Source organism: Desulfotomaculum copahuensis (assembly GCF_001655685.1).
Classification (GTDB): Bacteria; Bacillota; Desulfotomaculia; order Desulfotomaculales; family Desulfovirgulaceae; genus Desulfotomaculum_G; species Desulfotomaculum_G copahuensis.
The window spans coordinates 1-26,148 of record NZ_LYVF01000185.1 but is presented as its reverse complement, the minus strand read 5'-3'; the positions used below and the strand labels follow the sequence as shown (position 1 = coordinate 26,148).

Genomic DNA, 26,148 nt, shown 5'->3' with positions numbered 1-26,148 from the left:
TATCGGGCAAAAACCTGAACCGGTACAACGGCGTGCCAAAAAGGGCAATGGTGCCCACGTGCAGGTAGCCATGTCTGAAAAGGGAAAAAACTTTTTTCTCCCGGGCCTGCCGTGGGCTTTTTTTCTCTTGAGGCCGCTATCGGCCCGGTGGGGGTTATGTTTATAAAAAGGTAGGTGCAATGCCCATGCAGCAAGAATTTGAAAGAATCCCGTCGGGATGCGCGATCAGCGGCATCATGAGCACCAAAGGCCGGCGGATGAACGGGGAGGCCATCATCCGCTCCATTGCCCTGATGCACGAGCGTTCCAACGGTCTGGGGGGAGGCTTTGCCGCCTACGGCATCTATCCGGATTTCAAAGATCATTATGCCTTCCATATGATCTATCACTCCGAGCAGAGTAAAATGGATGCCGAGGCATTTTTGGAGGAGAACTTTATTATCGACCGCAGTGAACCCATTCCCACCCGGGTTACTCCGGGTATCACCGACCCACCGATTTTATGGCGGTATTTTTTGCAGATCAAACCCAAACGGCTGATTGTGTTCGGGCGGGTGGATTCACCGCGCGCTTTTGTGGTCAACGCTGTGATGACCATCAACAACAGCATTCCCGGCGCCTTTGTCGCTTCTTCCGGCCAGAACATGGGCGCCTTCAAGGGAGTGGGCTTTCCCGAGGACATCGGCCGGTTTTACCGTTTGGATGAATATGAAGCCTACATCTGGACTTCCCACGGCCGTTTTCCCACCAATACGCCCGGCTGGTGGGGCGGGGCGCATCCTTTTTGCCTGCTGGACTGGTCCGTGGTGCACAACGGTGAAATTTCTTCTTACGGCATAAACAAGCGCTATCTGGAAATGTTCGGTTACTGCTGCGAACTGCAGACCGACACCGAAGTGGTGGCCTACCTTTTCGACCTGCTGCACCGGCAGCAGAAAGTGCCCCTGCGGTTGGTCTGCCAGGCGCTGGCGCCGCCTTTCTGGAAGGACATTGATATGATGGACGAGGCACAAAGGCAGATGTACACGGCCATCCGCCAGGTTTACGGGCCGGGAATGCTGAACGGTCCCTTCAGCTTCGTGGTGGCCAGCAGCCGGTACATGATTGGCCTTAATGACCGCATCAAGCTGCGCCCGATGACCTGTGCCGTCAAGGACGACCTGGTGTTCATGGCCAGCGAGGAAAGCGCCATCCGGGAAATTTCCCCGGATCTGGACCGGGTGTGGACGGCCAAGGCCGGCGAGCCGATCATTGCCGAACTGGAGGAGGGAGCAGCAGTATGAGCAGCTTGATTCCGGCCGAATTTTTCGTGCGCGTGGATCACCAGCGCTGCCGGCGGTGCAAGCGGTGTGTGATGAACTGCGGTTTCGGCGCGCTGAGCTTTCAGGACCGGGTGGTGGCCGATCACAAGAAATGTGTGGCCTGCCACCGCTGCGCCACTTTCTGTCCGGAGGGGGCGATCACTATTGAGAAAAACCCTCTGGCCTACAAGGAAAGCGGTCACTGGCTGCCGGAGTACCGGAAAAACATCATGAAACAGGCGGAAACCGGGGGGATGCTGCTTACCGGTATGGGCAACGACCGGCCTTATTTTAGTTATTTCGATCATATGGTGCTGGACGCCTGCCAGGTGACCAACCCTTCCATCGACCCCTTGCGGGAACCGATGGAACTGCGCACCTATCTGGGCAGCAAGCCCAGTGCCCTGGAATTTGAAGAAGCGCCGGACGGCGTGCGTCTAAAGACGCAACTGGCGCCCCAGGTGAAACTGGACACCCCCATGGTGTTCGGGGCCATGTCTTATGGCTCAATCAGTCTGAACGCCCACCGGGCATTGGCCCGCGCGGCGAAAGAAATGGGTATATTGATGAATACCGGCGAAGGCGGCCTGCACAAGGATCTTTATCCCTTCAGCGATCGCATCATCGTACAGGTGGCTTCGGGCCGGTTCGGCGTCAACCAGGAATACCTGAACCACGGCGCGGTGGTGGAAATCAAGATCGGCCAGGGGGCCAAACCGGGTATCGGCGGCCACCTGCCCGGGGAAAAGGTGAGCCAGGAAGTTTCCGAGACGCGCATGATTCCTCTGGGCACCGACGCCCTGTCGCCGGCGCCGCACCACGACATTTATTCCATCGAGGATTTGGCCCAGCTTATTTACGCCCTCAAGGAGGCCACCAACTGGACCAGGCCGGTGAGCGTGAAAATCGCCGCCGTGCATAATGTGGCCGCCATTGCCAGCGGTATCGCCCGGGCCGGGGCGGACATAATCTATATCGACGGTTTCCGGGGCGGCACCGGGGCGGCGCCGACGATCATCCGCGACCATGTCGGCATACCGATCGAGATGGCCCTGGCCGCGGTCGACGACCGGCTGCGCAAGGAAGGCATCAGGAACCGGGTTTCCCTGATTTGTGCCGGCGGCATCCGCCACGCCGGGGATATGGCCAAGGCCATCGCTCTGGGCGCCGACGCGGTGGCCATCGGTACGGCGGCATTGATTGCCATGGGCTGCCACGTCTGCCAGAAGTGCCACACCGGCAACTGCTCCTGGGGCATCGCCACCCAGCGTCCGGAACTGGTGCGCCGGCTGGATCCGGAACTGGCGGCTGAGCACCTGTGCAACCTGATCCGTGCCTGGTCGCTGGAACTGAAGGAAATCCTGGGCGCCCTGGGGGTCAATGCAGTGGAAAGCCTGCGCGGCAGCCGCGAGCGTTTGCGTGGCGTGGGCCTGTCCCGGGTGGATCTGGATATTCTGGGCATCAAGCCCGCCGGCCGATAGGAGGGAAACCGGAGATGATGCAGATAGACGCCCGGGGCATGTATTACCGGGATTTAAACAAGATGATCAAGGAAGCGGCCTGGGCCGGGGAAACGGAATTCATACTGGACAATGTCAACGGCCAGCGTTATATCGGCACCGGGGTGGACCGGAAGGTAAACATCACCATCAACGGTGTGCCCGGTAACGACCTGGCGGCGTTTGCCAACGGGCCGGTGATTACCGTCAACGCCAACGCCCAGGACGCCATCGGCAATACCATGAACGACGGCCTGGTGGTGGTGCACGGACTGGCCGGCGATGTGCTCGGCTATGCCATGCGCGGCGGCCGTATTTACATCAAAGACGACGTGGGCTACCGGGTGGGCATTCACATGAAGGAATACCGGCGCCAGGTGCCGGTGATTATTGCCGGGGGTAGGGCCGGTGATTTCTTCGGCGAGTACATGGCCGGCGGGATCATGATGCTTTTGGGTTTGAACCGCAAGCCGGGGCAGCCGCTGGCCGGGGACTACCTGGGTACGGGCATGCACGGCGGCGTGATCTACCTGCGGGGAGAAGTAGCTGCATACCGCCTGGGCAAGGAAGTGGCCGTCTTCGCACTGGATGACGGGGATGAAAAAACCTTGCAGAAGTATCTGGGCGAATTTTGCGACTGCTTTGGCCTGGATTACAACCAGGTGCGGGAGGAGAAATTCTGCAAGCTGGTGCCTGTTTCCCACCGTCCTTACGGCCGGCTGTACGCCGGTTAGGGCGCGTACAGTTTTTATCCAACGTTATGACCGGGGAGGGTAACCGTTGAGTTATAAAGTGATCTTTATCGGCGGCGGTCCGGGCGGCTACGTGGGGGCCATCCGGGCGGCCCAACTGGGAGCAAGCGTGGCCCTGGTGGAAAAGGATGAAGTGGGGGGTACCTGCCTGAATCGCGGTTGCATTCCCACCAAGGCGCTGGCCGCCGGCGCGGAGGCGCTGCACACCGTACGCCGGGCCGGGGAGTTCGGGATCAGCACGGGTGAAATATCCGTGGACTTCGGACGGCTGATGGAGCGCAAGCAACAGGTGGTTTCCCGCCTGGTGCAGGGCGTGCAGTTTTTGTTAAAGAAAAACAAGGTGGAATTGATCCAGGGCGCCGGCCGGCTGACGGCCCCCGGCCATGTCCGGGTGACGGCGGCGGACGGCGCGGTAAGTGAACTGGAAGCCGAAAATATTGTGCTGGCCACGGGCACCGAACCGGCGTTGATCAGCGCCCTCGGTTACGACGGGGAAAAAGTGATCACCTCCAACGAGGCGTTGAATCTTACGGCGGTGCCCCGGCGCCTGCTGATTATCGGCGGCGGCGTAATCGGCTGTGAATTCGCCTGCATTTTCAACGCGCTGGGCGCGCAGGTGACGGTTGTGGAAATGATGCCCTCCATCCTGCCCATGGTGGACAGGGAAGCCGCCCGGCAGATGCAGGGCCTGCTGAAACGGCAGGGGATTACCGTCAAGACAAAGGTCAAAATTGAAGCGGTCAGGAAAACGGAACAGGAAGTGACCGCCGTGCTGGAAGGCGGCCTGGAGATCGCCGCCGACCTGATTTTGATTTCCATTGGCCGGGTGATGAATACGGCCGGCCTGGGCCTGGCGGTAGCCGGCGTGGCCGCCGGGCCGCGGGGCGAGGTGCCGGTGGACGGCCGCATGCAGACCAATGTACCCGGCATCTATGCCGTGGGCGACATCACCGGCCGGATCCAGTTGGCTCATGTGGCTTCAGCCCAGGCGCTGGCGGCTGTGGACAACATCATGGGCCGGCCGCGGGAAATGGACTACCGGGTGGTGCCCTCGTGCATCTTCACCCATCCTGAAGTGGCCAGTGTCGGGTTGAGCACACAGGAAGCCGAAGCGCAGGGACTGGCCGTAAAAGCGGGCAAGTTTCCCCTGCTCGCTTCGGGCAAGGCACAGGCCATGGGCGAAACGGAGGGCTTTGTCAAGGTGCTGGCCGATGCCGGAAGCGACCGGGTGCTGGGCGTGCATATCATCGGCGCGCACGCCACCGATCTGATTGCCGAGGCCGCTGTGGCCATCCAGCTCAACGCCACCGTCGAACAATTGGCCCAAACCATCCACGCCCATCCCACCCTGGCCGAGGCCGTAATGGAGGCGGCCGAGGCGGTACACGGGATGAGCATTCACATGTAGGATTTTGCCTGTACAACCAGCAATGAAAAAGGAGGTGCCGGTGTGGGGAGCGCAAAATATGCCTTTTTCTGGGGATGTACAATCCCGGCCCGCCTGCCCTTTATGGAAAAATCCACCCGTCTGGTCATGGACGCCTTGGAAGTAAAGTATACCGACCTGGCCGGGTTTACCTGCTGTCCGGAAAAATCCCTGTTTGAAACCTACAATGAACGCCAGTGGCTGCTCACTGCGGCCCGCAACCTGGCGGTGGCCGAACAGGCCGGCCTGGACATCGTGGCCGCCTGCAACGGTTGCTACGGTACGTTGAAGTCCGTGGCCAACCGCCTGGATCTGGAACCGGCGACAAAGGAATGGGTCAACCGGAGTCTGGCCGCCATCGGTATGGAATACAAGGGACTGGTGCGGGTCAGGCATCTGGTGGAACTGCTGCATGACGAAGTTGGTCCGGCCGGAATCCGCGCCCGGGTGGAAAAGCCCCTTTCCGGGATGCGCATCGCCGTGCATCCCGGCTGTCACATGGTGCGGCCCAGTTCGGCCATTCACTTCGACGACCCGTTGCACCCGGTGAAATTTGACGCCCTGGTGGAAGCACTGGGCGCGGAAAGCGTATCCTACCATACCAAGATGATGTGCTGCGGCGGTGCTTTGAGCAATGTGGGCGAACTCGAGGATTCCATGGCCCTGACCCGCAAAAAGCTGCTCGAACTGCAGCGCGTTGGCGTCGATGCGATGACCCTCTTTTGCCCGGCCTGCTTCATGCAGTTCGATCAAAAACAGTACATGGCCCAGCGCCAGGGGGAGCACCTGCATATACCCGTGTTTACCTATCCGGAGTTGGTTGGACTCGCCCTGGGCTTAAGCCCGGCGGAACTGGGCCTGGGCAATCACCGGGTGGATACGGCGCCTTTCTTTAAAACCTGGGAGGAGAAGTTGACTCATTTCATGGAAGTCAGACGCCACCTGGACCTGGCTTCGGTGCGCCGCTGCTACGAATGCGGCGCCTGTGTGGCCGACTGCCCGGTGGCTGAAATAGTGGATCAGTTCAATCCGAACGAACTGATCGGCCGGCTGCTGGACGGCAAAATCGAAGAATTACTGAAATCGAAAGCGATCTGGTATTGTGTGGAGTGCCATACCTGCTACGAACTGTGCCCGCAAAAGTTCGGCATGGAGAAGGTCTTCACCGCATTGAAGCATCTGGCCATGGAACAGGGCCTGATGCCGCCGCCGGTCAAGGGCGGCCTGGATATGTTCTTCAAGACCGGCCGGTTGGGCGCGCCCGACGAAAGGAACCGCAAGAAGCTGGGCCTGGAGCCGCTGCCGCCCGGCGGTGGGGAGGAACTGGCCAGGCTGCTGGCTGGTTTACGCGAAGCGCGGGATGAGGAATAAAAGCCGGGGAACCGCCCGGCTTCCCTTTTATTCCCCATGTTGGCAGCGGGGTTTTCAGCCGGCCGGCCGGAGCCGGGTTTTTGCTTTCCGGCAAATCCGGTGCCGGCGGTGGATTTTGTCGTATAGGGATATACTATGTTGTTCTGTTTGTGTTACAATAGGGTATATTGGAAAATATATCACGATGCCGGGAGGGGCGGGTAATGAAACATACCTTGGCGGTGTTGGTGACAAACAAACCGGGTGTGCTGGCGCGGATTTCGGGCCTGTTGAGCAGGCGGGTGTTCAATATCGAGAGCATTGCCGCCGGGTATACCGAAGAGCCGGATGTCACCCGTATCACTATCGTGGTCAAGGGTGACGACCAGGTGCTGGACCAGGTGGTCAAGCAACTGTCCAAATTGATTGATGTAATCAAGATCCAGGAACTGCAGGGCGGCGAATCAATTGCCCGGGAACTGGCTTTGATCAAGGTCAAGGCCGATCCGGCCCGCCGTTCGGACATTGTGGATATTGTCGAGATTTTCCGGGCCAATATAGTCGATATCAACCGGGAGACCATGGTGATCGAGTTGACCGGCGACGAGGAGAAAATTGACGCTCTGTGCGCGGTGCTGGAGGATCACGGCATTGTGGAGATGGTGCGTACGGGCAAGATCTCCTTGAGCCGGGGGCCGGGCGCCGCCAAATATACCGATGAACAGGTAAATAATGCTGGTTGACCGGCAAGTATTGACATAATCTCCATTCAGGTGTATAAAATATGTTATACTGGCAAATGTCGAACCAGGGGGGTTTAAAAAAGTTGGCCCAGGTGAAGCGGATCATGATCAGCCTGCCCGACAGCCTGCTGGCGGAAATGGACGGAATTGTGGCCCGGGAAAGATTGAACCGCAGTGAATTGATCCGGGAGGCCATGCGTCTGTATATCGGTGAGCGCAAGCGCCGGCAGTTGCGGGAGCAGATGAAGCAGGGCTACCTGGAAATGGCCAAGATCAACCTGGCCCTGGCCGTGGAGCAGTACCGGCTGGAAGTCGAGGCGGCCAGGCAATATGAACTGGCGGAGGTAAAATAGCCTATGCTGGTCCGCCGAGGCGATATTTTTTTTGCCGACCTCAGTCCGGTGGTGGGATCGGAACAGGGCGGCACCCGGCCGGTACTGGTTCTGCAAAACGACATCGGCAACCAGTATAGCCCGACCACAATTGTGGCCGCGATCACTTCCCAGATCGCCAAGGCCAAACTGCCCACCCACGTGGAAATGGCGGCCAGCCCGGGCGGGCTGGAAAAAAACTCGGTTATCCTGCTGGAGCAAATTCGCACCATTGACAAAAGCCGGCTGATGGAAAAGGTTACTTCCCTGGACGATCAGTCCATGCTCAAGGTCAACCAGGCGGTGGAAATCAGCCTGGGACTGGTGGATATTTAGGCAAGGACAGGCACCTCAGATACTGGGGTGTTTTGCTTTCCGGGAGTGATGTGATGAAACCGCTGATCGGTCTGACCGCCGCACTGGAAGAAGAGAGGGGACGCTTGTTTCTCGTCCGCGCTTATGTGCTTGCCGTGCAGGCGGCCGGCGGACTGCCGGTAATCCTGCCGCCGGCCGCGGCGGGGGATGAAATGGAAGCATGGGTGCGCCTGCTGGATGGACTGCTGCTTACCGGCGGCGGTGATGTGGATCCGGTCTATTTTGGCGAAGAACCCCGGCCGGGCTGCGGGTGGATCGATCCGGAAAGGGATTTTTCCGAACTGGGCCTGGCCCGTCTGGCCCTGGATGCCGGTTTGCCCGTGCTGGGCATATGCCGTGGCGTGCAGGTGTTGAATATCGCCGCCGGCGGGGACATCCACCAGGATATCAACTCCGGGGTGGCCGGATGCCTCAAGCACAGCCAGCAGGCGCCCCGCCGCTCCCCCACCCACCTGGTGCAGTTGACGCCGGGAAGCCGTCTGGCCGGCATCGCCGGTGCGGACCCCTGGCGGGTGAACAGTTTCCACCACCAGGCCGTGCGCCGTCCGGCGGCGGGGTTTGCCGTCTGTGCGCGGGCGGCCGACGGTATTATCGAGGCCATCGAAAAGACCGATCACTCTTTTGCCCTGGGCGTGCAGTGGCATCCGGAAGCGATGTGGGAACAGGACGTCCGCTGCCGGAAACTGTTTGAGGCGCTGGTGGAAGCCGGCCGTGCCTTCCGGCCGGGAAAAAAATAAATCATTTTGAACGGGGATGTTGTCCCGCGTTTTGATATCGCCGGCCCGTGTCCGGTAAAATGAAAAAATATTTTTGCCGTAACGGCATATTTATACCTTAAATCATTGTGCAAGGTGGTTTTTATATGCTGGCCATTTCAGGCGGAAAAGTGTTCACCGTGGCCGGAAAGGTGCTTGATCCCGGTGTGGTGCTGATTGAAAAGCAGAAGATTGCCGATGTATATGCCGGCAACCAGGTCCCGGCCGGGGCGGCGGTGGTGGATGCGACCGGCCTGGTGGTCATGCCCGGCTTCATCGACGCCCATTGCCATGTGGGTATTGCCGAGGAAATTTACCGCGAGGAAGGGGACGACACCAACGAATATACCGACCCGGTCACTCCGCAGCTGCGGGCTGTCGATGCGGTAAACCCGGCCGATCTGGGCTTCAGGGACGCCCTGTCCGGCGGAGTGACCACCCTGGTAACCGGTCCGGGCAGCGCCAATGTGCTGGGCGGTGAAATGCTGGCCGTCAAAACAAGCGGCACGGTGATTGACCAAATGATTCTGCGGCGTCCGGCCGGCATCAAGGCCGCCCTGGGGGAGAATCCCAAGCGCAGTTACGGGAGGGATAAGAAAGCGCCGGCCACGCGCATGGCTGCGGCGGCACTGTTGCGGGAAGCGCTGGCCAGGGCGCTGGATTACCGGCGCAAGCTGGAAAACGCCGCCGCCGGCCGGGGAGAAAAGCCCGACCGGGATTTGAAAAGTGAGGCCCTGCTGCCGGTGCTGCGCCGGGAAATCCCCTTGCGCGTGCACGCCCACCGGGCCGATGATATCATGACCGCAGTGCGCATCGCCACTGAATTCGACCTGCGGCTGATTATCGAACACTGTACGGAAGGATACCTGGTGGCGGATCAGCTGGCTGCCCGCGGGGTGATGGCCGTGGTCGGCCCGATCATCACCAACCGGGCCAAGGTGGAACTGCAGGGAGTAACTCTGGAAAACGCCCGGGTGTTGGCCGGGGCCGGGGTGCCGCTGGCCGTGATGACCGATCACCCGGTGGTGCCGGTTCAATATCTGGCTTTGTCGGCCGGGCTGGCCATGCGGGGCGGGTTGCCGGAAGAGCAGGCGTTGCGGGCGATCACCATCGACGCGGCGCGCATACTGGGTCTGGAGCAGCGACTGGGCAGTCTGGAGCCTGGCAAAGATGCCGACATTGTCCTGCTTGACGGCCATCCTTTTGATACCCGTACCATGGTAATAAAAGTGTTTATCAGTGGAGAAGCGGTTTGGGAAAAGTAAATCAAGGGAAAAACTTGTTTCTTATTATGAGAAATAATAGAACCAATGTTAAAATATGAATTTTTTTATGAAATTTATGGATTTATGGCAGGAAAAATTATCTTGGCGTCGAAGTTATCGCTTCGGAAACAATACCCTTGATTGTCAATTGGTGTCACACTTTACCGGAGGTGCGAGTAGTGGGAGGAGATTGTCTGGATGTGCTGGTGGCTGACGACCAGCCAGGTGTTCGCTACCTGCTGGATATAATTATAAAAGAAGCCGGCCACCGGGTCCATATGGCCGGAAACGGCCTGGAAGCGCTGGAAATGGTGCGCCGGATCCGGCCGCAACTGGTCTTCATGGATGTGCGCATGCCGTTGATGGACGGCCTGGAGGCTTTGGGACGGATTAAGAAGCTGTCACCGGAAACGGAAGTGGTGATGATGACCGCTTATTTTTCCGACGATACCATTGCCCGCTCGTTGAAGAAGGGTGCGGTGCGGTGTCTGGCCAAGCCTTTTGATGTCGAGAAAATCAAAGCATTGATCAAAGAGTTTACCTGGCAGCAAAGGAACAAGGAACAATTACTGGCCGGTGCTTACGTAATAATCTGATGAAAAACGGCGGGAAATTTTTTTGCGGTGAATTATGATACAGTATACCCGTATAGCTGTCATTACCCGCGGAGGTGCTCAAGACGGGTAAAGAAAAGCGCCTTGCAACCGCTTTACCGATTTGCGCCGTAAAGTCCCCGGCTCCGGCTGCCGGGTGCAAGGTGCTCCGGGCGTAAGCCCGGTAATTTTTTTCTGTTTGCCGGCGGAATATACTAGTGAAGGGAATGGCCAGGCCATTCTTTCCTTTCCGGAGAGGGACTTGTTTTATGGGGGTGCTGAGTATGAACCGGAGCTACCGGGTTTTGGACGCCAATTTGAACCGGGCGCGGGAAGGATTGCGGGTGATTGAGGAACTGGCCCGTTTTGTGCTGGACGATCAGCAACTGGCCACCCGGATCAGATTTTTGCGGCACGGCCTGCACGAACCGGACAGCCCCGGGTTCCTGCCGGCCCTGCTGGCGGCCCGGGATGCGGGTCATGATGTGGGCGCGGTTTCGCCGCCGGAAACAGAGCGGCCACGCGCCGGTTACGTGGAATTGGCGGCGGCCAACTTCAAGCGGGTGCAGGAGGCCGCCCGGGTGCTTGAAGAATACGGCCGGCCGGTGATGGATGCCGGAAAGTTTAAAGCGATCCGCTTTCAGTCCTATGAACTGGAAAAGGAATTGATCGGACGCCTGCTGGAACTGCCGGAAAATGAAAGATATGCCCCGGCCGGGGGTTCCGCCGGTCCGGCGGGGGACCGGAAGGCCGGCGGGCGGTGGCCGGCGGACTGCAGTCTCTATGTGATTACCGGGGACAAGTTTGCCCGCGGCCGTTCACCGCAGGAGATCGCCGCGGCGGCCATCCGGGGTGGTGCCGGGGTGCTGCAGCTGAGGGAGAAGAAATTTTCCGGGCGCCGTCTGGTGGAAGTAGGCCGGGAGTTGCGCCGGCTGACCAGGGAAGCGGGTGTGCTTTTTGTCGTCGACGACCGGGTGGATGTGGCCCTGGCCGTGGATGCGGACGGTGTGCACCTGGGGCAGGACGACCTGCCCATCGAAGCGGCCCGGCAAATGATGGGACCGCAGCGCATCATCGGCATTTCCACCCATAGCGTGGAGCAGGCCCGGCGGGCCGAGCTTGCCGGAGCGGATTACATCGGCGTGGGGCCGGTCTTTGAAACCAGCAGTAAGGAAGATGTGATTGCGCCCGTGGGGCTGGAACTGGTGCGCCGGGTGGCGCAGGTGGTGCGTATTCCCAAAGTGGCCATCGGCGGCATCAAGGCGCATAACGCCGGACAGGCTATAGCGGCCGGCGCGGACGGCGTGGCGGTGATCACCGCCGTGGTGGCGGCGGAAGATGTCGCCGCCGCTGCCGTGGAACTGCGCCGGCAGGTCGCAGAGGCGCGCGGGAATAAATGATCGCATTCCGCGGTATGGTTTTAGATTTATTAGGAGGCGGGCGGTTTGAATCTGTCGGCATTGGGGGAATTCGGCCTGATTGAACGCCTGGCCCGGGACCTGCCTAACAACCCGGGTCAGGTGGTGTGCGGCGCCGGCGACGACGCCGCCGTTTTGCAGGCGGCCGGTCCGGACCAGTTGCTTTTTACCACCGACATGCTGGTGGAGGAAGTGCACTTTTCCCTGACCTGGGCGACGGCCGAACAGGTCGGTGTCAAGGCGCTGGCCGTCAACGTCAGCGATATTGCGGCCATGGGCGGCCGGCCGGCGTATGCGGTGATTTCCCTGGGCGTTCCGGAGCGGGTGACTGTGGAGGAACTGGACGCTTTATACCGCGGGCTGCGGCGGACGGCGCGGGAATACGGGGTCAATCTGGTCGGCGGGGACACGGTGGCCTGTCCGGACCGTTTGGTGATCAACGTGGCCCTGCTCGGACTGGTCGAGCCGGGACGGGCTGTGTACCGCGGCGGCGCCCGGCCCGGGGACTTGATTTACGTCACCGGCAGCCTGGGCAAATCGGCCGCCGGCCTTTTCCTGTGCCGCCACCCGGAAACGCCGGTGGTACCGGAGGCGGCCGCCTTCGCCCGCCTGGCCCACCTGGAACCGTGCGCCCGCGTGCAGGCGGGGCGCCTGCTGGCCGCCGCCGGGGTCGGGGCGATGGATGACATCAGCGACGGCCTGGCCGGCGAACTGGGTGAGATTTGCCGCGCCAGCGGCGCTGGCTGCCGTGTGCGCGCCGGAGCCGTCCCGGTTGATCCGCGCGTGCGCCTGGTGGCTGCGGCGGCCGGCTGTGATCCGCTGGACTGGGCGCTCTATGGCGGGGAAGATTTTGAACTGCTTTTTACCGTTTCCCCGGCCGGTGCGGCGCGGATGGAGGATAAAATGGCGCAAGCCGGTGAAGCGGTCAGTCTGATTGGTGAAATCACGCCGGCCGGAGACGGCATGAAAATAGAAACAGGCGGCGTCTGGCGGCCCCTGCCGGCGCGGGGGTACGATCACTTTCTGCGTTGACCGCCGCTCCAAAGGGGCTGGTGTCGGGGCGGTAAACAAAAGCTTTTGCCGGTAAAGACGGCAATATTTTTTGATGCGCCTGCTTTATAAAACAAGGGTTGCTCTTTGCCCGCGGCGGGTTATAATATTTTTTGAGGTGGTGGCATGACCACATTGAGAACCGGTTCCCCCGCCCGGACGGAGGAAATTGGCCGCCTGCTGGGGGAGTTGCTGGCGCCGGGAGACCTAATCTGCCTGTCCGGCGAACTGGGGGCTGGCAAAACCGTGCTGGCCCGGGGGGTGGCGCGCGGCCTGGGTGTCGCCGGGCCGGTGACCAGCCCCACCTTCACTTTGATTAACGAGTATGACGGACGGCTGCCCTTTTATCACCTGGACGTCTACCGTCTGGGCGGAGAGGAAGAAATGGCCGATTTGGGCTATGAGGAATATTTTTACGGTTCCGGTGTCACCCTGGTGGAATGGGCGGAGCGGGTGGCCGGAGTCCTGCCCGGGGAACGGCTGGAAATCATGATTCAGGGGAATTTTAATGATCCGGATAAACGGGAAATCACCTTCCTGCCCCGGGGCGGGCGCTACCGGCGTTTGGTGGAGGAGTTGACAGCGCTTGTACGTGCTGGGAATTGAAGCAGCCACTCCGGTGGCTGCCGTGGCGGTAATAAATGAACAAAAAATACTGGCCGAGCGGCTGGTGAATAATCAACGCACGCATTCGGTGAACCTGCTGCCCATGATCAAGGCGGTGCTCGAAGACGGGGCGGTCGGACCGGAGCAGTTGGACGGTATTGCCGTTTCCGCCGGACCGGGTTCCTTCACCGGCCTGCGCATCGGTATGAGTACGGCCAAGACACTGGCCCAGGTATGGGGCCTGCCCGTTACGGGGATAAGCACACTGGAGGCGCTGGCCCATCCTCTGACCGGACAGGCCGGGTTGCTCTGTCCCATCCTGAACGCCAGAAAAAACGAGGTTTACACGGCAGTTTATGAAACCAGGGCGGGGCGGCTTTCCCGTCTGGCCGGACCGCTGGCCGAAGAACCGGAAAAACTGGCCGCCCGGCTTTTCAGCCTGGGGCATCCGGTCACCTTGCTCGGTGACGGGGTGGCGGTTTACGGTGAAATGCTGCAGCGGTATTTGGGCGGCCTGGCTTTCTTCGCCCCGGCGGCGGCGGCCCTGCCCCGGGGGGCGGCGGTGGCCGAACTGGGCCTCGCCCGGTTGGCCGCGGGAGAGGGTGAAGATCCGCTGCTGCTTTTGCCCCGGTACATCCGCCTGTCCGAAGCGGAAGTAAAGTGGCGGCAAAAGCAGGGTGTCCGCCCATGAAGATCGTTATTGGCGAAATGCGTCCGGAACATCTGGCCCAGGTGGCCGCGATCGAGAAAGAGTCCTTCACCACCCCCTGGTCCCGGGAGGCTTTTGATTATGAATTGACCCAGAATGATTTTGCTATCTACCTGGTGGCGCTGAATGGTGAACAGGTGGCCGGCTACGCCGGCCTGTGGCTGATCCTGGATGAAGCACATGTAACCAATGTGGCTGTTCATGCCGCTTTCCGCGGCCGGGGACTGGGGATGATGCTGATGCTTGAGTTGATGCGCCGGGCGGCCCTGGCCGGAGCGGCCCGGATGACGCTGGAGGTGCGGGCGTCCAACCATACGGCCAGGCGGTTGTACGAACGCCTTGGCTTCAAAGAACGTGGCCGCCGGCGGGGTTATTATACCGACACCAATGAAGATGCGCTGATTATGTGGCATGATCAACTTTTTCCCTGGGAAGGTGGTGAAGTGACGTGAGTGTCAGGCTGATTGCCCGCCTGGCCGGCCTGGTCCTGGCCGGGGCGGGCTTGCTACTCCACCTGCCGGCCGGTTGGGCGATTGCCGCGGTAGCTGCCGGGTTGGGGGTGTTCCTTTTTGCCGGGGGCGGCGGTTGAGGCAGCTGTTAGCGGGTTGGTCAACCCCGGAATCAGTCAAATAATTCTGGACATGTCTCACCGGTTTGTGTTATAATACCTTATAATTCCATACAGGAACGAATGACAGGGAAGCTGGTGCAAGTCCAGCGCGGTGCCGCCACTGTAAATGGGGAGCCACCCGCAAGTTGCCACTGGCCGGCAGGGCCGGGAAGGCGCGGGCAGACGGTGATCCATGAGTCAGGAAACCTGTTCGTTCCGGTTCACCGTATGTACCTGCGGTCCATGGGGAGGTGAATGAACGGTCAAGTTCTCACTCCTCCTGTAACCAAACAGGAGGTTTTATTTTAATTGCAGAATAGGTGCCTTACCCCGAGGGGTGGGGCTTAATCAAACGATATAAAAGTCCATTGCCGGGGGAGCCGCCGCAAAACCGCCCGCGGGCGTACTTGCGGGGGCGATGACCAGCGCGGGCAAGACAGGACGCGCCTATTCTACTCCTGTACGCGGTCTTGGTACAGCAGGCACGGGCGAGCAGGCAACAATCCGCCGGATCTATGGGCAGCCGGCTGATGGGTTGGGGTTCTGCCCGACCCTGTAGAACTGTACCCGGTACGCGCCACATGAATTGATATCCAGCAAGCCCCGGTCCGGCGGGCAGGGCGATCTGTCCATTAAAACCGGGCCGTGGTTGAAACCGGATATTTCATTGTGTGCGTGTATACCGATGCAAGTCCGGGGCAGGCCGGCGCGTCCTGAATTTGTTCCGGACCGGCGCCGCCCCCCGGCAAACCGGGGGTTCTTTTGTGCCCGGTCAAAGCGATGCACGTCAATTTGCCGGGAAGCTGAAAGCAACAGTACCTGGACGGTTATCCGGCGGATTACGGCCGCAGGCAGCTTTAAACGTAGCCGCTTTGGGCTGCCAACGGGTTGAAACCGCCGCATGCGTCTGTCTTGCAGCCATGTTTTCAAAAGGAGGTAAAGTACACATGTCCAAAAAATTTGCCTTCCCCCTGCTGGTGGCGGCCGGGGTGGTTTATTTCCTGCTGTTCCCCCAGCAAAACGCCTATGCCATGCACATCATGGAAGGTTTTTTGCCCCTGAAATGGTGCATATTCTGGTATGCGGTGATGATCCCCTTTTTAGTGGCCGGGCTGATTTCAATCAATAAAACCGTGCAGGCCAATCCCGGGGTGAAGATGCTGCTGGGTCTGTCCGGTGCTTTTGCCTTTGTCCTTTCGGCGATGAAAATCCCCTCCGTTACCGGCAGTTGTTCCCATCCCACCGGGGTGGGCCTGGGAGCCATCCTTTTCGGCCCGACGGCGATGACCGTGCTTGGTTGCATCGTGCTCATCTTCCAGGCGTTGCTGCTGGCCCACGGCGGCATCAGCACGCTGGGGGCGAACACCGTGTCCATGGCCGTGGTGGGCCCGCTGGTCTCCTATGCCTTGTTTAAAGCCGGCCAGAAGACGGGAGCGCCCCGCTGGCTGTCCGTTTTCCTGGCCGCCACTTTGGGCGATCTGATGACCTACGTGACTACTTCCCTGCAACTGGCGCTGGCCTTTCCTGCCCCAACCGGCGGTGTAGCCGCATCCATGGCCAAGTTCATGGGCATCTTTGCCGTTACCCAGGTGCCGCTGGCTGTCAGTGAAGGACTGCTGACCATAGTGATCATCAATTTCCTGGCCAGCTATAACCGGCGCGAGCTGGAGGAACTGTCGGTATTGACCCGGGAGGTGCGGGCATGATGAGCAGTACGGCGAAAAACACCGTCTTGATTTTACTGGTGGTTGCCCTGGCCTTTTTCCCGCTGGTTTTCATCAAGGGCGGGCAGTTTGCGGGCGCCGACGACCGGGCGGAGAAAGCCATTACCAGCATTGATCCCAATTACCACCCCTGGTTCAAGAACATCTGGGAACCGCCCAGCGGTGAGGTGGAAACTTTTCTTTTCGCCCTGCAGGCGGCCCTGGGTGCCGGCTTTGTGGGCTATTTCCTGGGCTATGCCCGGGGACGCAAAAAACGGGAATCAGCTGAGCAATCAGTTGCGGGCGTCAGCCGGCAGAAACCGGTTGCCGGGAATTAACAGGGGGGACGGGTGATGTTTGCTATTGATCAGTATGCCTATACCAGCCGCCTGCGCCCTGTTCATCCGGGGGAAAAACTCGCCTTCGCCCTGGTGACCATGGTTATTTGCCTGGCCAGTGTTTCACCGGCCGCCCCCCTGGCGGTGCTTCTGATCATGACCGGCGCCGTGCTGTTCCGGGCGGGTATTCCCTGGCGGTTTTACTTGAAACTGATGACCCTCCCCCTGTCCTTTTTAATCATCGGCGTGCTGACCGTGGCGGTAAGCATATCGACCGGACCGCCGCCGCCGTTGTTATCCGGCCGGACGCTGGGCGGCATCACCATCGGTTTTACAGCGGCAAGTTTACAACTGGCGGTGCTTTTATTCGTCAAATCACTGGGTGCGGTTTCCTGCCTGTATTTCCTTTCCCTGACCACGCCCATGGTGGAGGTCATCTCGCTGTTGCGCCGTTTTAAAGTACCGGCGCTGTTCGTGGAATTGATGAGTCTGATCTACCGGTTTATTTTTGTGATTATGGAAACAGCGGAAAAAATGTATGTGGCCCAGTCGTCCCGCTGGGGATACGCCAGTATAAAAACTGCGTACATCTCCCTGGGCCAGCTGGTGGCCAACCTGTTCGGCAAGTCCTATCACCGCTCCCAGGCGTTGTTTACCGCTTTGCAGTCGCGCTGTTATAACGGGGATTTGCGTGTGCTTGAAACGCCGCGGGCGCCGTCCCGGTCAAACATCATGCTCATTGCCGCGGTGGACCTGTTCCTGGCCGTCCTGGCCCTTTACACTGGAGGTGGCCTTATTGCCCGAATTCATCCTTGAAGCGGACACTGTGGAATTCAGCTATCCCGACGGGACCAGGGCGTTGCAGGGAGTGTTCATGCGTATCCCGCGGGGCGCCAAAGTAGCCGTGCTGGGCTCCAACGGTGCCGGCAAGACGACCCTGTTCCTGCACTTCAACGGCATTTTGCGGCCGGCCGGCGGCCGGGTGCGCTTCGACGGCCGGGAGGTGCGCTATGACCACCGCTCGCTGATGCAGCTGCGCAAGAATGTGGGCATTGTTTTTCAGGATCCCGACAGCCAGCTTTTTTCGGCCAGCGTTTTCCAGGAAATATCCTTTGGTCCTTTGAACCTGGGCCTGCCGCGGGAGGAAGTGCGGCGGCGGGTGGAGGAAGCCATGCAGGCCACGGAGATCACCGGGTTGAAGGACAAGCCGACGCACCTGCTGAGCTACGGGCAGAAGAAGCGGGTGTCCATTGCCGACATCCTGGCCATGGAGCCGGCCGTGATTATTTGCGACGAACCTACCGCCTGGCTGGATCCCAAACATGCAGAGCAGGTAATGGAGCTGTTCAAACGGATCAACAATGGCGGCACGACGGTAATCCTATCCACCCATGACGTGGATATGGCCTATTCCTGGGCGGATTACATCTTCATCATGATGCACGGGACGGTAATCGGGGAGGGTACGCCGGAAGAAGTGTTCCAGGACGGGGAACTGTTGTTCCGGGCGGACCTGGCCCGCCCCCGGCTGGTGGAGACCTGGGCCCAGTTGCGGAACAAGGGGTTGTTGCCCGCCGATTTGCCGTTGCCCCGCAGCTGGACGGAGCTTTTTGAGCTCGTTCCGACCCGCCGCGCCCCCGGCACGGGCGGCCCGGCCCCGGTATATGTGCTGGACCGGGAAGGGACTCCCGCCTGTGCGGCCTGCAGCGCCCGCCGGCGGTGAGGCTTGCGGCGGGAGACCCGGCAATCCGGCGGACAGCTGCCGGGAGGGGGCCGGGGCAATGACCGGTCCGGAACATGTCCGTGATCATATGGATCCAGGCACTGATATTTTATGCCGTGGGGGAGTTGTCCGTAAAATACGTGACGGGCAGCAAAACGTTGATCATGAAATACAGAAATATCGTTATACGGAGCATTGATGGTTTGGGGCCAATAGCTTTATCGTGCAAGTTACAGTTGAGCTTCAAGGTGTCAACAGTATTTATTGCACCGGGCAGTGGCAGCAAAGGGCCGGGGTTTACGTCCCGGCCTTTTAAGTTTATAATTACCTGCAAGATTACGTCAAAGTCCATTCCAATACCGTATGCGGCAGTAAACGGTAAATGCATGCCCTATATATTGCGGGCCAAAAAGTAATTTTGACGTTATCCTGAATCACCCTGTCACAAAAGTATGGGCCGGGGTGTTATATAAGTGAAGGATCCTTCCGGGGAGGTGCAGTGATCATTTTCCCGTTATCCCCGGCCGGCGGGGGTGCTCTTCCCGCCGGCCGCTTCAAAGAACTGTTTGATTCACACTATCCCGCCGTGTACCGCCGTGCCGCCTGCATTTTGGGCAACCCGGCAGCAGCGGAGGATGTGGCCCAGGAGACATTCCTCAAGCTTTACCAGGCGCCGCCGGTAAATCAGGAAAACCTGGCCGGCTGGCTGGCCCGGGTGGCTACCAACCTGGCCTACAACCACCTGCGCGGTGAAAATAACCGCCGCCGGCGGGAGTCGGCGCAGGGAATAGAAGAAGCGACAATGCTTCCTTCCTGTGAGGAGGAGGCCCTGCGGCGGGAGGAGACACGCCTGGTGCAGCAGGTGCTGGACCACTTGCCGGAGCGGGATCGTACCTGTTTGTTGCTCCGCTTTTCCGGGGCCGGATACAGGGAGATCGCTGCCTTGATTGACGTCAAGCCTGGTTCGGTGGGTACGCTGCTGGCCCGTGCCCAGGCGCGCTTCCGGGAAGAATACGCACGGTTGTCAGGGAGGGATGGATGATGTGCCCGGATGAAGGTAAGCTGCAGGCCTATCTGGACGGTGAATTAACCGCCGGGGATGCTCCGGCCGTGGAAACCCACCTGGCCTCCTGCCCCCGATGCCGGCGCCGCCTGGTGGTGCTGGCGGAAAATAGCCGGTTCGCGTCTGATCACCTGATTCCTTATCTGTGCTCCCGGGAAAGAAAAAACACCGGCCCCGCCCGGGCGGGACTGGAAACCATGCTGGATGGCAGGCCGGGACAAACGGGCGGAAATGCCGGCGCAAACGCCGGAGCTGACTGTATGGCGCTGATTACGCCCAACACCGTTTTGCGGTCAGGCGGGGCGGCGCCGGACAGGATTTCGCCTGCCCCGCCTGGCCGGCGGAAAAACATACGGGGGGTTATGAACAATATGGGTAAATATAAAAAATGGGCTGTGGCGGCCGGCCTGGTGCTGGCCCTGTCGGTAGCAATGAGTTTTTCTTCCGTGCGTAGTTTTGCCGGTGAACTGTTGACCATTTTCCGGGTGGAGCAGGTGCAGGCCGTGACGATCAATCCGCAGGACATGGCGCAGCTGCAAAGGGCCTTTGAAAACGGCAACGGCCGGGTTGATGTAAACAACCTGGGGCGGTTTGAAGTGACGGGCAAACCACAAATGGAACGGGACGTAACCCTGGCGGCGGCGCAAATGGCAGCGGGCTTTCCCGTCAGGTTGCCGGCGGCCCCGGCCGGCTATGGCCCGCCCCGGCTGGCCGTGCAGTCCGGTTCCACGGTCAAGCTGACCCTGGATACGGAGCGCGCCAACAGCCTGCTCAAATCCTTGGGCAGTAAACAACTGCTGCCGGATTCGTTGAACGGGCGCACTTTTTCCATGCAGGTGCCGGCTGGAGTGGTAGCTGAATACCCGTCCACCGGCGGACGGGGTGAATCCTTGATCGTGGCCCAGGGCCGCAGCCCGGAACTGAGCGTGCCGCCGGGCACCGATGTAGAGGCCGTGCGCCGGGCGTTGCTGGCCATCCCGGCGTTGCCGGAAAACCTGCGTCAGCAGCTGGCCGCCGTTTCCGACTGGCAGCATACGCTGCTCGTTCCCGTACCGCAGGGCAGTGCACAGCAAGTGCAGGTGAATGGAGTGCAGGGGATTTTTATTAAGCCGGCGGCCGCCAACAGTGAGCCGGGTAATAAAGAGACGGTTGGTTCACCATTCGTCTCCACACACTCGTACCGGCCGGATAGTCCTCAATACCGGTCTAAAGATGTGAGCGCTTCAGCATTGATCTGGCAGCATAACGGTATGGTTTATGCTATCGGCGGGCCGCGGCTAAACCAGACGGAAGCCCTGAACCTGGCGGCACAGATGAAATAAGCGTTCACCTGACTGGTTCACGCCACTGTTCACCGGGTTAAAGTCACATTTGCCACATGTCTGGATTCAGTTAAACTGAAAGCCGGCCAAAGCTAAAAACCGCCACTGTAAGGCGGCCGTCCGGCCCCCTTACAGTGGTAACGGCAGGGGGACTGGTGGATGGATCTGGCCATTGAAACAAACCACCTGACTAAAAACTTCGGCTCCAAAACCGGTTGCGCGGATATTTGCCTGTCCGTTCCCCGGGGGCATGTTTTTGGTTTTCTGGGCCCCAATGGCGCCGGCAAAAGTACACTGGTTAAAATGCTGGTTGGATTGCTGACGCCGACCGCCGGCCGGGCGCGCCTGTTGGGCCGTCCGCTGGGCGACAGGGCGGCCCGGCGGCGCACCGGTTTTTTGCCCGAGCTCTTTCGCTACCCGGACTGGATGACCGGACGGGAGGTACTGGATTTTTATGCCGGGCTGTATCATCTGGACGCCGTAACCAGGCGCCGGCGCATACCGCTGGTGCTGGAGACGGTTGGTTTGACCGGGCGGGAGAAACAGCGTGTCCGGTCCTTCAGTAAGGGCATGCAACAGCGCCTGGGCCTGGCCTGCGCGCTGCTGCCCGATCCGGATTTGATTTTCCTGGACGAGCCCACATCGGCGCTGGACCCTTTGGGCCGGCGGGAGGTCAGGGAAATCATCAGCGCATTGAAAAGCGGGGGAAAGACAGTTTTCTTGAACAGTCACCTGCTCGGCGAGGTGGAGCAGGTTTGCGACCGGGTGGCGGTGATCCGCAAGGGACGCATAGTGGCCGACGGGGCGCTGGAAGAACTGTTGAGCGTCAATCTGGAAGTGTCATTGGAAGTGGAGGGGTGGACGCCGGAACTGGAGGCGGCACTGGCGCACCTGTCTACCGGCTTTACCCGGGTGGAGCGGCGGGCCAGACTGACCCTGGCCGGCCGTGAGGATTTGGCCCGGGTGGCCGAATTGGTGCTCGCCCACGGTGCCCGGCTGTATTCCCTGGTGCCCGGCCAGCGTTCCCTGGAGGAACTGTTTGTGGATCTGATCGGCAATGAAAATTAAAACCATTGGAAGGGAGCGCAGGCCCGGTTGAAGGGGTCCGGTTTCCGGACCCGGGGACGGTTCCATACCATCCGGTATCCGGCCCGGCTGAATCGGACGTAAATGGCGCCTGCAACCGGCACTTTCCCGGGGAAAGCCGTCCGGTGAATGCCGGCGGCGCATGGGGATACCCGTTGTGGTGATGCGGTACAAGAACGGGGGCAATACCATATGTTGACCATGATCCTGTATACCTGGCGGGAAATGCTGCACCGGCGGGTGCTGGCGGTAACCCTGCTGATGGTGGTGGCTTTTCTTGTTTTATACGGCCTGGCTGTGCGTCAGTTGGCCCTGCACAGTGGTGATCTTGATCCCCTGGCGAAATCAATTGTGATCCCGCAGATTTTTTCCGCCGGCCTTTATTTCGGCAGTTTCATCGTTTCTTTTCTGGCCGTTTTTTCCGCCCTGGGCGCCGTTTCGGGGGAGGTGGAAAACGGTACTGTCTACGGCCTGGTGGCCACCCCGGTGCGGCGGGCGGAGATTTTGCTGGGCAAATTCCTCGGCTACGCTCTGGCGCTGGTGGTTTACGCCGCTTTGTTCTTCCTGGCCATCGGCGCCATCGTGCGGGGATATACCAGTCTTGCGCCGGGCGGTCAGGGCGGCGCCCTGGCCCTGTTCTGCCTGCAGCCGCTGGTGCTGCTGGCCGTGACCGTGCTGGGAAGTACATTATTGCCTACCCTGGCCAATGGTATATTAATGTTTATGCTCTACGCGGTAGCTATGGTGGGCGGTATGCTGGAGCAGATCGGCTGGCTGTTGCACGTTCAGTCCCTGCAGCAAATCGGTATAATTTCCAGCCTGATCATGCCGGTGGATGCCCTGTATCGCAAAATTGTCTACATATTGTTGACACCTACCGCCACACCCCTGCAGGCATTGACTCAGATGGGTCCTTTCGGCGCTCAGGTGGAGCCCAGCGTGTGGATGCTGGTCTATACCATCGCCTACCTTTTGGTGGCGGTGGCGCTGGCGGTACGCAACTTCAACCGCCGGGATTTTTAACAGATAACTTCATGCTGTTGACGTGTCACCGGCATAAAAGAAGCAAAATATCCATAGAAAACAAAGTGGGGAAGGGCCGGTTTCAAGAAGCCGGTCCTTCCCCGCTTACACAGGCAAATATGCTCGTCCTTGCGCTTCAAGCCAATGCCGTGGGACGAACGGACCCTGGATTAAATCCCCCGTCCATTTTACAAACCGGACAGCGGTTTGTAAAATGGGTATGCCGGAGAAATCAAAATTTGTACGGTAATTTATGCCCCCTAATCTACCATGCTGCCTCTACCATGCTGCCGGAGTGTTCTGATCAGCGATGGCGAAACTGTAGCTCCTGGATTTGAGCAGTTCGATAATCTTCGGCAGGGCGCTGATTACGGCCTCCCGGCTGGCGATATAACGCCCGGTGGCCGAGTTGGGCGGTGCGTTCATGGTTTCCAGCTGTGTCCCGTCATGAAGCAGGATGATTGGTGTCAGGTGCAGCTTTTCCACTTTATCCAGCCCGCTCACCACGTTGTTGTAAACCTGGTCCGCAGTAACCCCGTGTGGGTTGGCATCCCCGCCCACCACATTCCAACCGACTGAATAATAACCGTTGGCCTTGACCGCCTGCCAAAAGGCCGGCTTCAGATTTTCCGGCCCGCCCGGAGCGCGGAAGACTTTCACCGGTTGGCCGGTAATTGCCTGCACGGCCTCGCTGCAGCGGTTCAAATCGGCGATGAATGCTTCCGGCGAACGGTATATTTTCTTATAATCATGGCTGTATGTATGATTGGCCAGACCATCGCCATCAGCCAGAATAAGTTGCACTACATCCGGGTTTTTCACTACATTCGTGCCCACCACCATGAAGGTGGCGCGGGCGCCGTTTTGTTTTAAAATGCCCAGGATGCGCGGAGTGAAAAAGTTGTTCGGCCCGTCGTCAAAAGTCAGATAAACGCGTTTGTTCCCGGTGGCGCCGGACTGGTATACATGCGTGGAGATCGTGGGGTTGTTTGTGCCGGTGGAACCGGCTTCGGCCCCGGGGATTGTGCCCGGTGCCGCCGGCTGACCGGGTTTGGCGGTGCCGGTTGATTGGTTTACCGGTTGGTTGATTTCACTGTTAAACGCGGCTTTTTTATTTGCCGGTTGCGGCCCGCAACCGGCCAGGGCGGCAAGCATGAGCAACAGCACAATTACCAGCATGCCGCCGGAAACAACAATGCGCTTCGGCATAAATTTCGGCCGCCTTTCACCCGGCGGGTGAAGCAACGGCCGTCCCCCTTTCCTTGGCGGTGCACTTTCCCGCCGTATGATGCTTTGCTCTAAGCTCTACTATACATTTTGTCGAAGGTCCGTGCAAAAGTATTTTCCCGGCCTGTGCCCGGTTTGTGGCTCATAATTATGCCTGGACAAGCCCGGGCACTTTTTTTTATTGCTTTATAAAAAGTTCCGTTTAAAAATGCCGGCTAAGAAGAGTACATAATGACTGCTTTCGCCCGGCCGTCCGTTTTAATACACTGGTATGATCAGGCCGGGGCGGGGAAAAATAGTTCCGGTTGCAGTTACGACTGCGCTTGAAAATCCGGACAAAACAAATTCCGTACTGGAGGTTTACAATGGCTGACGATAAAAGGAAGATTGCCGTGGTGGGGGTTGGTGCGGTGGGTTCCGCCTGCGCCTATGCCGTGATGATGAGCGGCCTGGTCAGCGAACTGGTGCTGGTGGATATCAACCGGGAGCGGGCGGAAGGGGAAGCCATGGACATGGCTCACGGCGCCTCATTCATCAAACCGATCCGGGTTTACGCCGGCGACTATCACGACTGCCATGATGCCGATGTAATCATTTTTTCCGCCGGGGCCAACCAGAAACCCGGAGAAACCCGTCTGGACCTGGTGAACAAGAATTATCAAATCCTGAAAGATGTCCTGCCCCGGCTCATGCCACTGAGTGACGAAGGCGTTTTGCTCATGGTGGCCAATCCGGTGGATGTTCTCACTTACGCCGCCCTGCACCTGGCGCAATTGCCCCCGGAGCGGGTGGTTGGTTCCGGTACCGTACTGGACAGCTCGCGTTTCCGTTATCTGATCAGTTCCCACTGCCGGGTGGAGCCGCGCAATATTCACGCCTATGTGGTGGGTGAGCACGGGGATACGGAGGTGCCCCTGTGGAGCCGGGCCAACATCGCCGGCATTCCGGTCCGGGAATTTTGCCGCTGGCGGGGTGTTCCCTGTCCGGATCCGGCGGAAATCTCCAGCCAGGTCCGTCGCGCCGCCTACGAAGTGATTGCCCGCAAAGGGGTTACCGCCTACGCCATCGGCCTGGCAGTCAAGCGTATCTGTGAGAGCATTCTGCGGGACGAGAACACCGTTCTTACCGTGTCCGGCCTGATCAACGGGGAATACGGCATCCACGATGTCTGCTTCAGCCTGCCGGCTATAGTCAACCGGCAGGGACGTTCCCGGGTGCTGGCGGTGCCGCTGGCTCCGGATGAAGAAGAGGCCCTGCATCATTCGGCGGCGGTGCTGAAGTCGATTCTGGACAGGCTGGACCTGCCCGGTGCGCTGCCGCATGGTCCGGTATCCGCCGGGCGGGAGGGGATTACGGTGACGCAGCAGTATGTGCAATAAAAGTGTTGATTCCGGAGCAGTTAAAAATGCTTGCGTTTTCCGCTGGTTTTGATATAATAATTACTGCAGTAATTTTAATGCGCCTGTAGCTCAGGGGATAGAGCGCCGGCCTCCGGAGCCGGAAGCGCAGGTTCGATTCCTGCCAGGCGCACCAGCCAAAACCGCGAAAGCCTTGAAAATCAAGGCTTTTTTAATTTTTATAACACATGGAAACATTATCCTTGCCCGGCCGGGCTGGTCCGCTTAATTACCGCAGTAACACAACCGGAGGGGTTTTCATACAATACTGTTAGAATTACGGATAAGGAGGTAAAAAGAATGAAAACCACTCAATTCGACGGTTCCTTCATCCTTTTTTTGGTCCTGATCCTGCTTGTATTTGGCATGGGTTGGGGTTGGGGTTGGAATGCCGTTGAAGGCCAGCAGGCTTGACATCTTTGAGTTAATAAAAACCTCCTCCG

The 26,148-nt window shown here is 59.5% G+C and carries 28 protein-coding genes, 1 tRNA gene and 1 riboswitch; of the genes, 27 read left to right on the top strand and 2 right to left on the bottom strand.

Features of this window, described 5'->3' with window-relative positions; all coding sequences use genetic code 11:
• Positions 1–179 precede the first annotated feature (179 nt).
• From A6M21_RS14995 to A6M21_RS14870, 25 genes are all read left to right on the top strand, one after another.
• Entirely contained in the window at positions 180–1,283 is a 1,104-nt protein-coding gene (locus A6M21_RS14995; protein ID WP_201721910.1) for a class II glutamine amidotransferase, read from the top strand.
• Positions 1,280–2,782: a glutamate synthase-related protein gene (locus tag A6M21_RS14990; RefSeq protein ID WP_066670460.1), complete on the top strand. Its 1,503-nt coding sequence runs from the start codon at positions 1,280–1,282 to the stop codon at positions 2,780–2,782. The genes A6M21_RS14995 and A6M21_RS14990 overlap by 4 nt, the downstream gene beginning before the upstream one ends.
• A 14-nt stretch (positions 2,783–2,796) precedes the next feature.
• On the top strand, positions 2,797–3,534 hold the full coding sequence (locus A6M21_RS14985; protein WP_066670458.1) for a GltB/FmdC/FwdC-like GXGXG domain-containing protein: 738 nt from the start codon (positions 2,797–2,799) through the stop codon (positions 3,532–3,534).
• Between the two features lie 46 nt (positions 3,535–3,580).
• Positions 3,581–4,960 (top strand): dihydrolipoyl dehydrogenase, encoded by a 1,380-nt coding sequence (lpdA, locus tag A6M21_RS14980; protein ID WP_066670456.1) that lies wholly within the window; start codon positions 3,581–3,583, stop codon positions 4,958–4,960.
• Positions 4,961–5,002: 42 nt separating this feature from the next.
• Positions 5,003–6,349, top strand: coding sequence for a heterodisulfide reductase-related iron-sulfur binding cluster (locus A6M21_RS14975; protein ID WP_066670453.1), 1,347 nt, complete (start codon positions 5,003–5,005; stop codon positions 6,347–6,349).
• A 203-nt stretch (positions 6,350–6,552) separates the two neighbouring features.
• Positions 6,553–7,071, top strand: a complete 519-nt coding sequence (gene ilvN, locus A6M21_RS14970) for an acetolactate synthase small subunit (RefSeq protein ID WP_066670450.1) — start codon at positions 6,553–6,555, stop codon at positions 7,069–7,071.
• Positions 7,072–7,154: 83 nt separating this feature from the next.
• Entirely contained in the window at positions 7,155–7,424 is a 270-nt protein-coding gene (locus A6M21_RS14965) for a CopG family ribbon-helix-helix protein (RefSeq protein ID WP_201721911.1), read from the top strand.
• 3 nt (positions 7,425–7,427) lie between these two features.
• Positions 7,428–7,778, top strand: a complete 351-nt coding sequence (locus tag A6M21_RS14960; RefSeq protein ID WP_066670447.1) for a type II toxin-antitoxin system PemK/MazF family toxin — start codon at positions 7,428–7,430, stop codon at positions 7,776–7,778.
• Positions 7,779–7,831: 53 nt separating this feature from the next.
• A complete protein-coding gene (locus A6M21_RS14955) occupies positions 7,832–8,554 on the top strand; it encodes a gamma-glutamyl-gamma-aminobutyrate hydrolase family protein (protein ID WP_066670489.1) in 723 nt (240 codons plus the stop codon).
• Positions 8,555–8,679: 125 nt separating this feature from the next.
• Positions 8,680–9,837, top strand: coding sequence for an amidohydrolase (locus tag A6M21_RS14950; RefSeq protein WP_066670444.1), 1,158 nt, complete (start codon positions 8,680–8,682; stop codon positions 9,835–9,837).
• Positions 9,838–10,016: 179 nt separating this feature from the next.
• Complete coding sequence (locus A6M21_RS14945; protein WP_066670441.1) at positions 10,017–10,433, top strand: response regulator; 417 nt, start codon at positions 10,017–10,019, stop codon at positions 10,431–10,433.
• Between the two features lie 281 nt (positions 10,434–10,714).
• Positions 10,715–11,830, top strand: coding sequence for a thiamine phosphate synthase (gene thiE, locus A6M21_RS14940; RefSeq protein ID WP_242868870.1), 1,116 nt, complete (start codon positions 10,715–10,717; stop codon positions 11,828–11,830).
• Between the two features lie 45 nt (positions 11,831–11,875).
• Positions 11,876–12,880, top strand: coding sequence for a thiamine-phosphate kinase (thiL, locus tag A6M21_RS14935; protein ID WP_066670435.1), 1,005 nt, complete (start codon positions 11,876–11,878; stop codon positions 12,878–12,880).
• Positions 12,881–13,024: 144 nt separating this feature from the next.
• Complete coding sequence (gene tsaE, locus A6M21_RS14930) at positions 13,025–13,504, top strand: tRNA (adenosine(37)-N6)-threonylcarbamoyltransferase complex ATPase subunit type 1 TsaE (RefSeq protein WP_066670432.1); 480 nt, start codon at positions 13,025–13,027, stop codon at positions 13,502–13,504.
• Positions 13,485–14,195: a tRNA (adenosine(37)-N6)-threonylcarbamoyltransferase complex dimerization subunit type 1 TsaB gene (gene tsaB / locus A6M21_RS14925; protein ID WP_066670429.1), complete on the top strand. Its 711-nt coding sequence runs from the start codon at positions 13,485–13,487 to the stop codon at positions 14,193–14,195. Before tsaE ends, tsaB begins: the two co-directional genes overlap by 20 nt.
• Positions 14,192–14,665, top strand: coding sequence for a ribosomal protein S18-alanine N-acetyltransferase (rimI, locus tag A6M21_RS14920; RefSeq protein ID WP_066670426.1), 474 nt, complete (start codon positions 14,192–14,194; stop codon positions 14,663–14,665). The genes tsaB and rimI overlap by 4 nt, the downstream gene beginning before the upstream one ends.
• Positions 14,662–14,802, top strand: coding sequence for a hypothetical protein (locus A6M21_RS18845; protein WP_161486090.1), 141 nt, complete (start codon positions 14,662–14,664; stop codon positions 14,800–14,802). The genes rimI and A6M21_RS18845 overlap by 4 nt, the downstream gene beginning before the upstream one ends.
• A gap of 83 nt (positions 14,803–14,885) precedes the next feature.
• Positions 14,886–15,052: riboswitch (cobalamin riboswitch) on the top strand.
• A gap of 718 nt (positions 15,053–15,770) precedes the next feature.
• A complete protein-coding gene (locus tag A6M21_RS14910) occupies positions 15,771–16,529 on the top strand; it encodes an energy-coupling factor ABC transporter permease (protein WP_066670411.1) in 759 nt (252 codons plus the stop codon).
• Positions 16,529–16,864: an energy-coupling factor ABC transporter substrate-binding protein gene (locus A6M21_RS14905; RefSeq protein ID WP_066670409.1), complete on the top strand. Its 336-nt coding sequence runs from the start codon at positions 16,529–16,531 to the stop codon at positions 16,862–16,864. Before A6M21_RS14910 ends, A6M21_RS14905 begins: the two co-directional genes overlap by 1 nt.
• Before the next feature lie 15 nt (positions 16,865–16,879).
• The gene (gene cbiQ, locus A6M21_RS14900) at positions 16,880–17,680 is read left to right on the top strand and encodes a cobalt ECF transporter T component CbiQ (RefSeq protein ID WP_066670407.1); all 801 of its coding nucleotides are present in this window, start codon (positions 16,880–16,882) and stop codon (positions 17,678–17,680) included.
• Positions 17,661–18,587: an energy-coupling factor ABC transporter ATP-binding protein gene (locus A6M21_RS14895; RefSeq protein WP_066670406.1), complete on the top strand. Its 927-nt coding sequence runs from the start codon at positions 17,661–17,663 to the stop codon at positions 18,585–18,587. The genes cbiQ and A6M21_RS14895 overlap by 20 nt, the downstream gene beginning before the upstream one ends.
• A 499-nt stretch (positions 18,588–19,086) precedes the next feature.
• Positions 19,087–19,629 (top strand): RNA polymerase sigma factor SigX, encoded by a 543-nt coding sequence (locus tag A6M21_RS14885; protein WP_242868869.1) that lies wholly within the window; start codon positions 19,087–19,089, stop codon positions 19,627–19,629.
• The gene (locus tag A6M21_RS14880) at positions 19,629–20,972 is read left to right on the top strand and encodes an anti-sigma factor family protein (RefSeq protein ID WP_066670402.1); all 1,344 of its coding nucleotides are present in this window, start codon (positions 19,629–19,631) and stop codon (positions 20,970–20,972) included. The genes A6M21_RS14885 and A6M21_RS14880 overlap by 1 nt, the downstream gene beginning before the upstream one ends.
• A gap of 159 nt (positions 20,973–21,131) precedes the next feature.
• Positions 21,132–22,040 (top strand): ABC transporter ATP-binding protein, encoded by a 909-nt coding sequence (locus A6M21_RS14875; RefSeq protein ID WP_201721909.1) that lies wholly within the window; start codon positions 21,132–21,134, stop codon positions 22,038–22,040.
• A 210-nt stretch (positions 22,041–22,250) separates the two neighbouring features.
• Positions 22,251–23,081: an ABC transporter permease subunit gene (locus A6M21_RS14870; RefSeq protein ID WP_066670395.1), complete on the top strand. Its 831-nt coding sequence runs from the start codon at positions 22,251–22,253 to the stop codon at positions 23,079–23,081.
• A 279-nt stretch (positions 23,082–23,360) separates the two neighbouring features.
• On the opposite strand, the gene A6M21_RS14865 is transcribed toward A6M21_RS14870, so the two are convergent.
• Positions 23,361–24,290, bottom strand: a complete 930-nt coding sequence (locus tag A6M21_RS14865; protein ID WP_151191970.1) for a polysaccharide deacetylase family protein — start codon at positions 24,288–24,290, stop codon at positions 23,361–23,363.
• A 383-nt stretch (positions 24,291–24,673) separates the two neighbouring features.
• Between A6M21_RS14865 and A6M21_RS14860 the strand changes: the two genes are divergently transcribed.
• Together A6M21_RS14860 and A6M21_RS14855 are read left to right on the top strand one after the other, a co-directional pair.
• On the top strand, positions 24,674–25,687 hold the full coding sequence (locus A6M21_RS14860; RefSeq protein ID WP_078060757.1) for an L-lactate dehydrogenase: 1,014 nt from the start codon (positions 24,674–24,676) through the stop codon (positions 25,685–25,687).
• A gap of 79 nt (positions 25,688–25,766) precedes the next feature.
• A tRNA-Arg gene (locus A6M21_RS14855) sits at positions 25,767–25,841 on the top strand.
• 122 nt (positions 25,842–25,963) lie between these two features.
• Here A6M21_RS14855 and A6M21_RS19020 read toward each other — a convergent pair.
• Positions 25,964–26,148: hypothetical protein (locus A6M21_RS19020; protein WP_207644554.1), on the bottom strand; the 185-nt coding region annotated here is incomplete at its 5' end.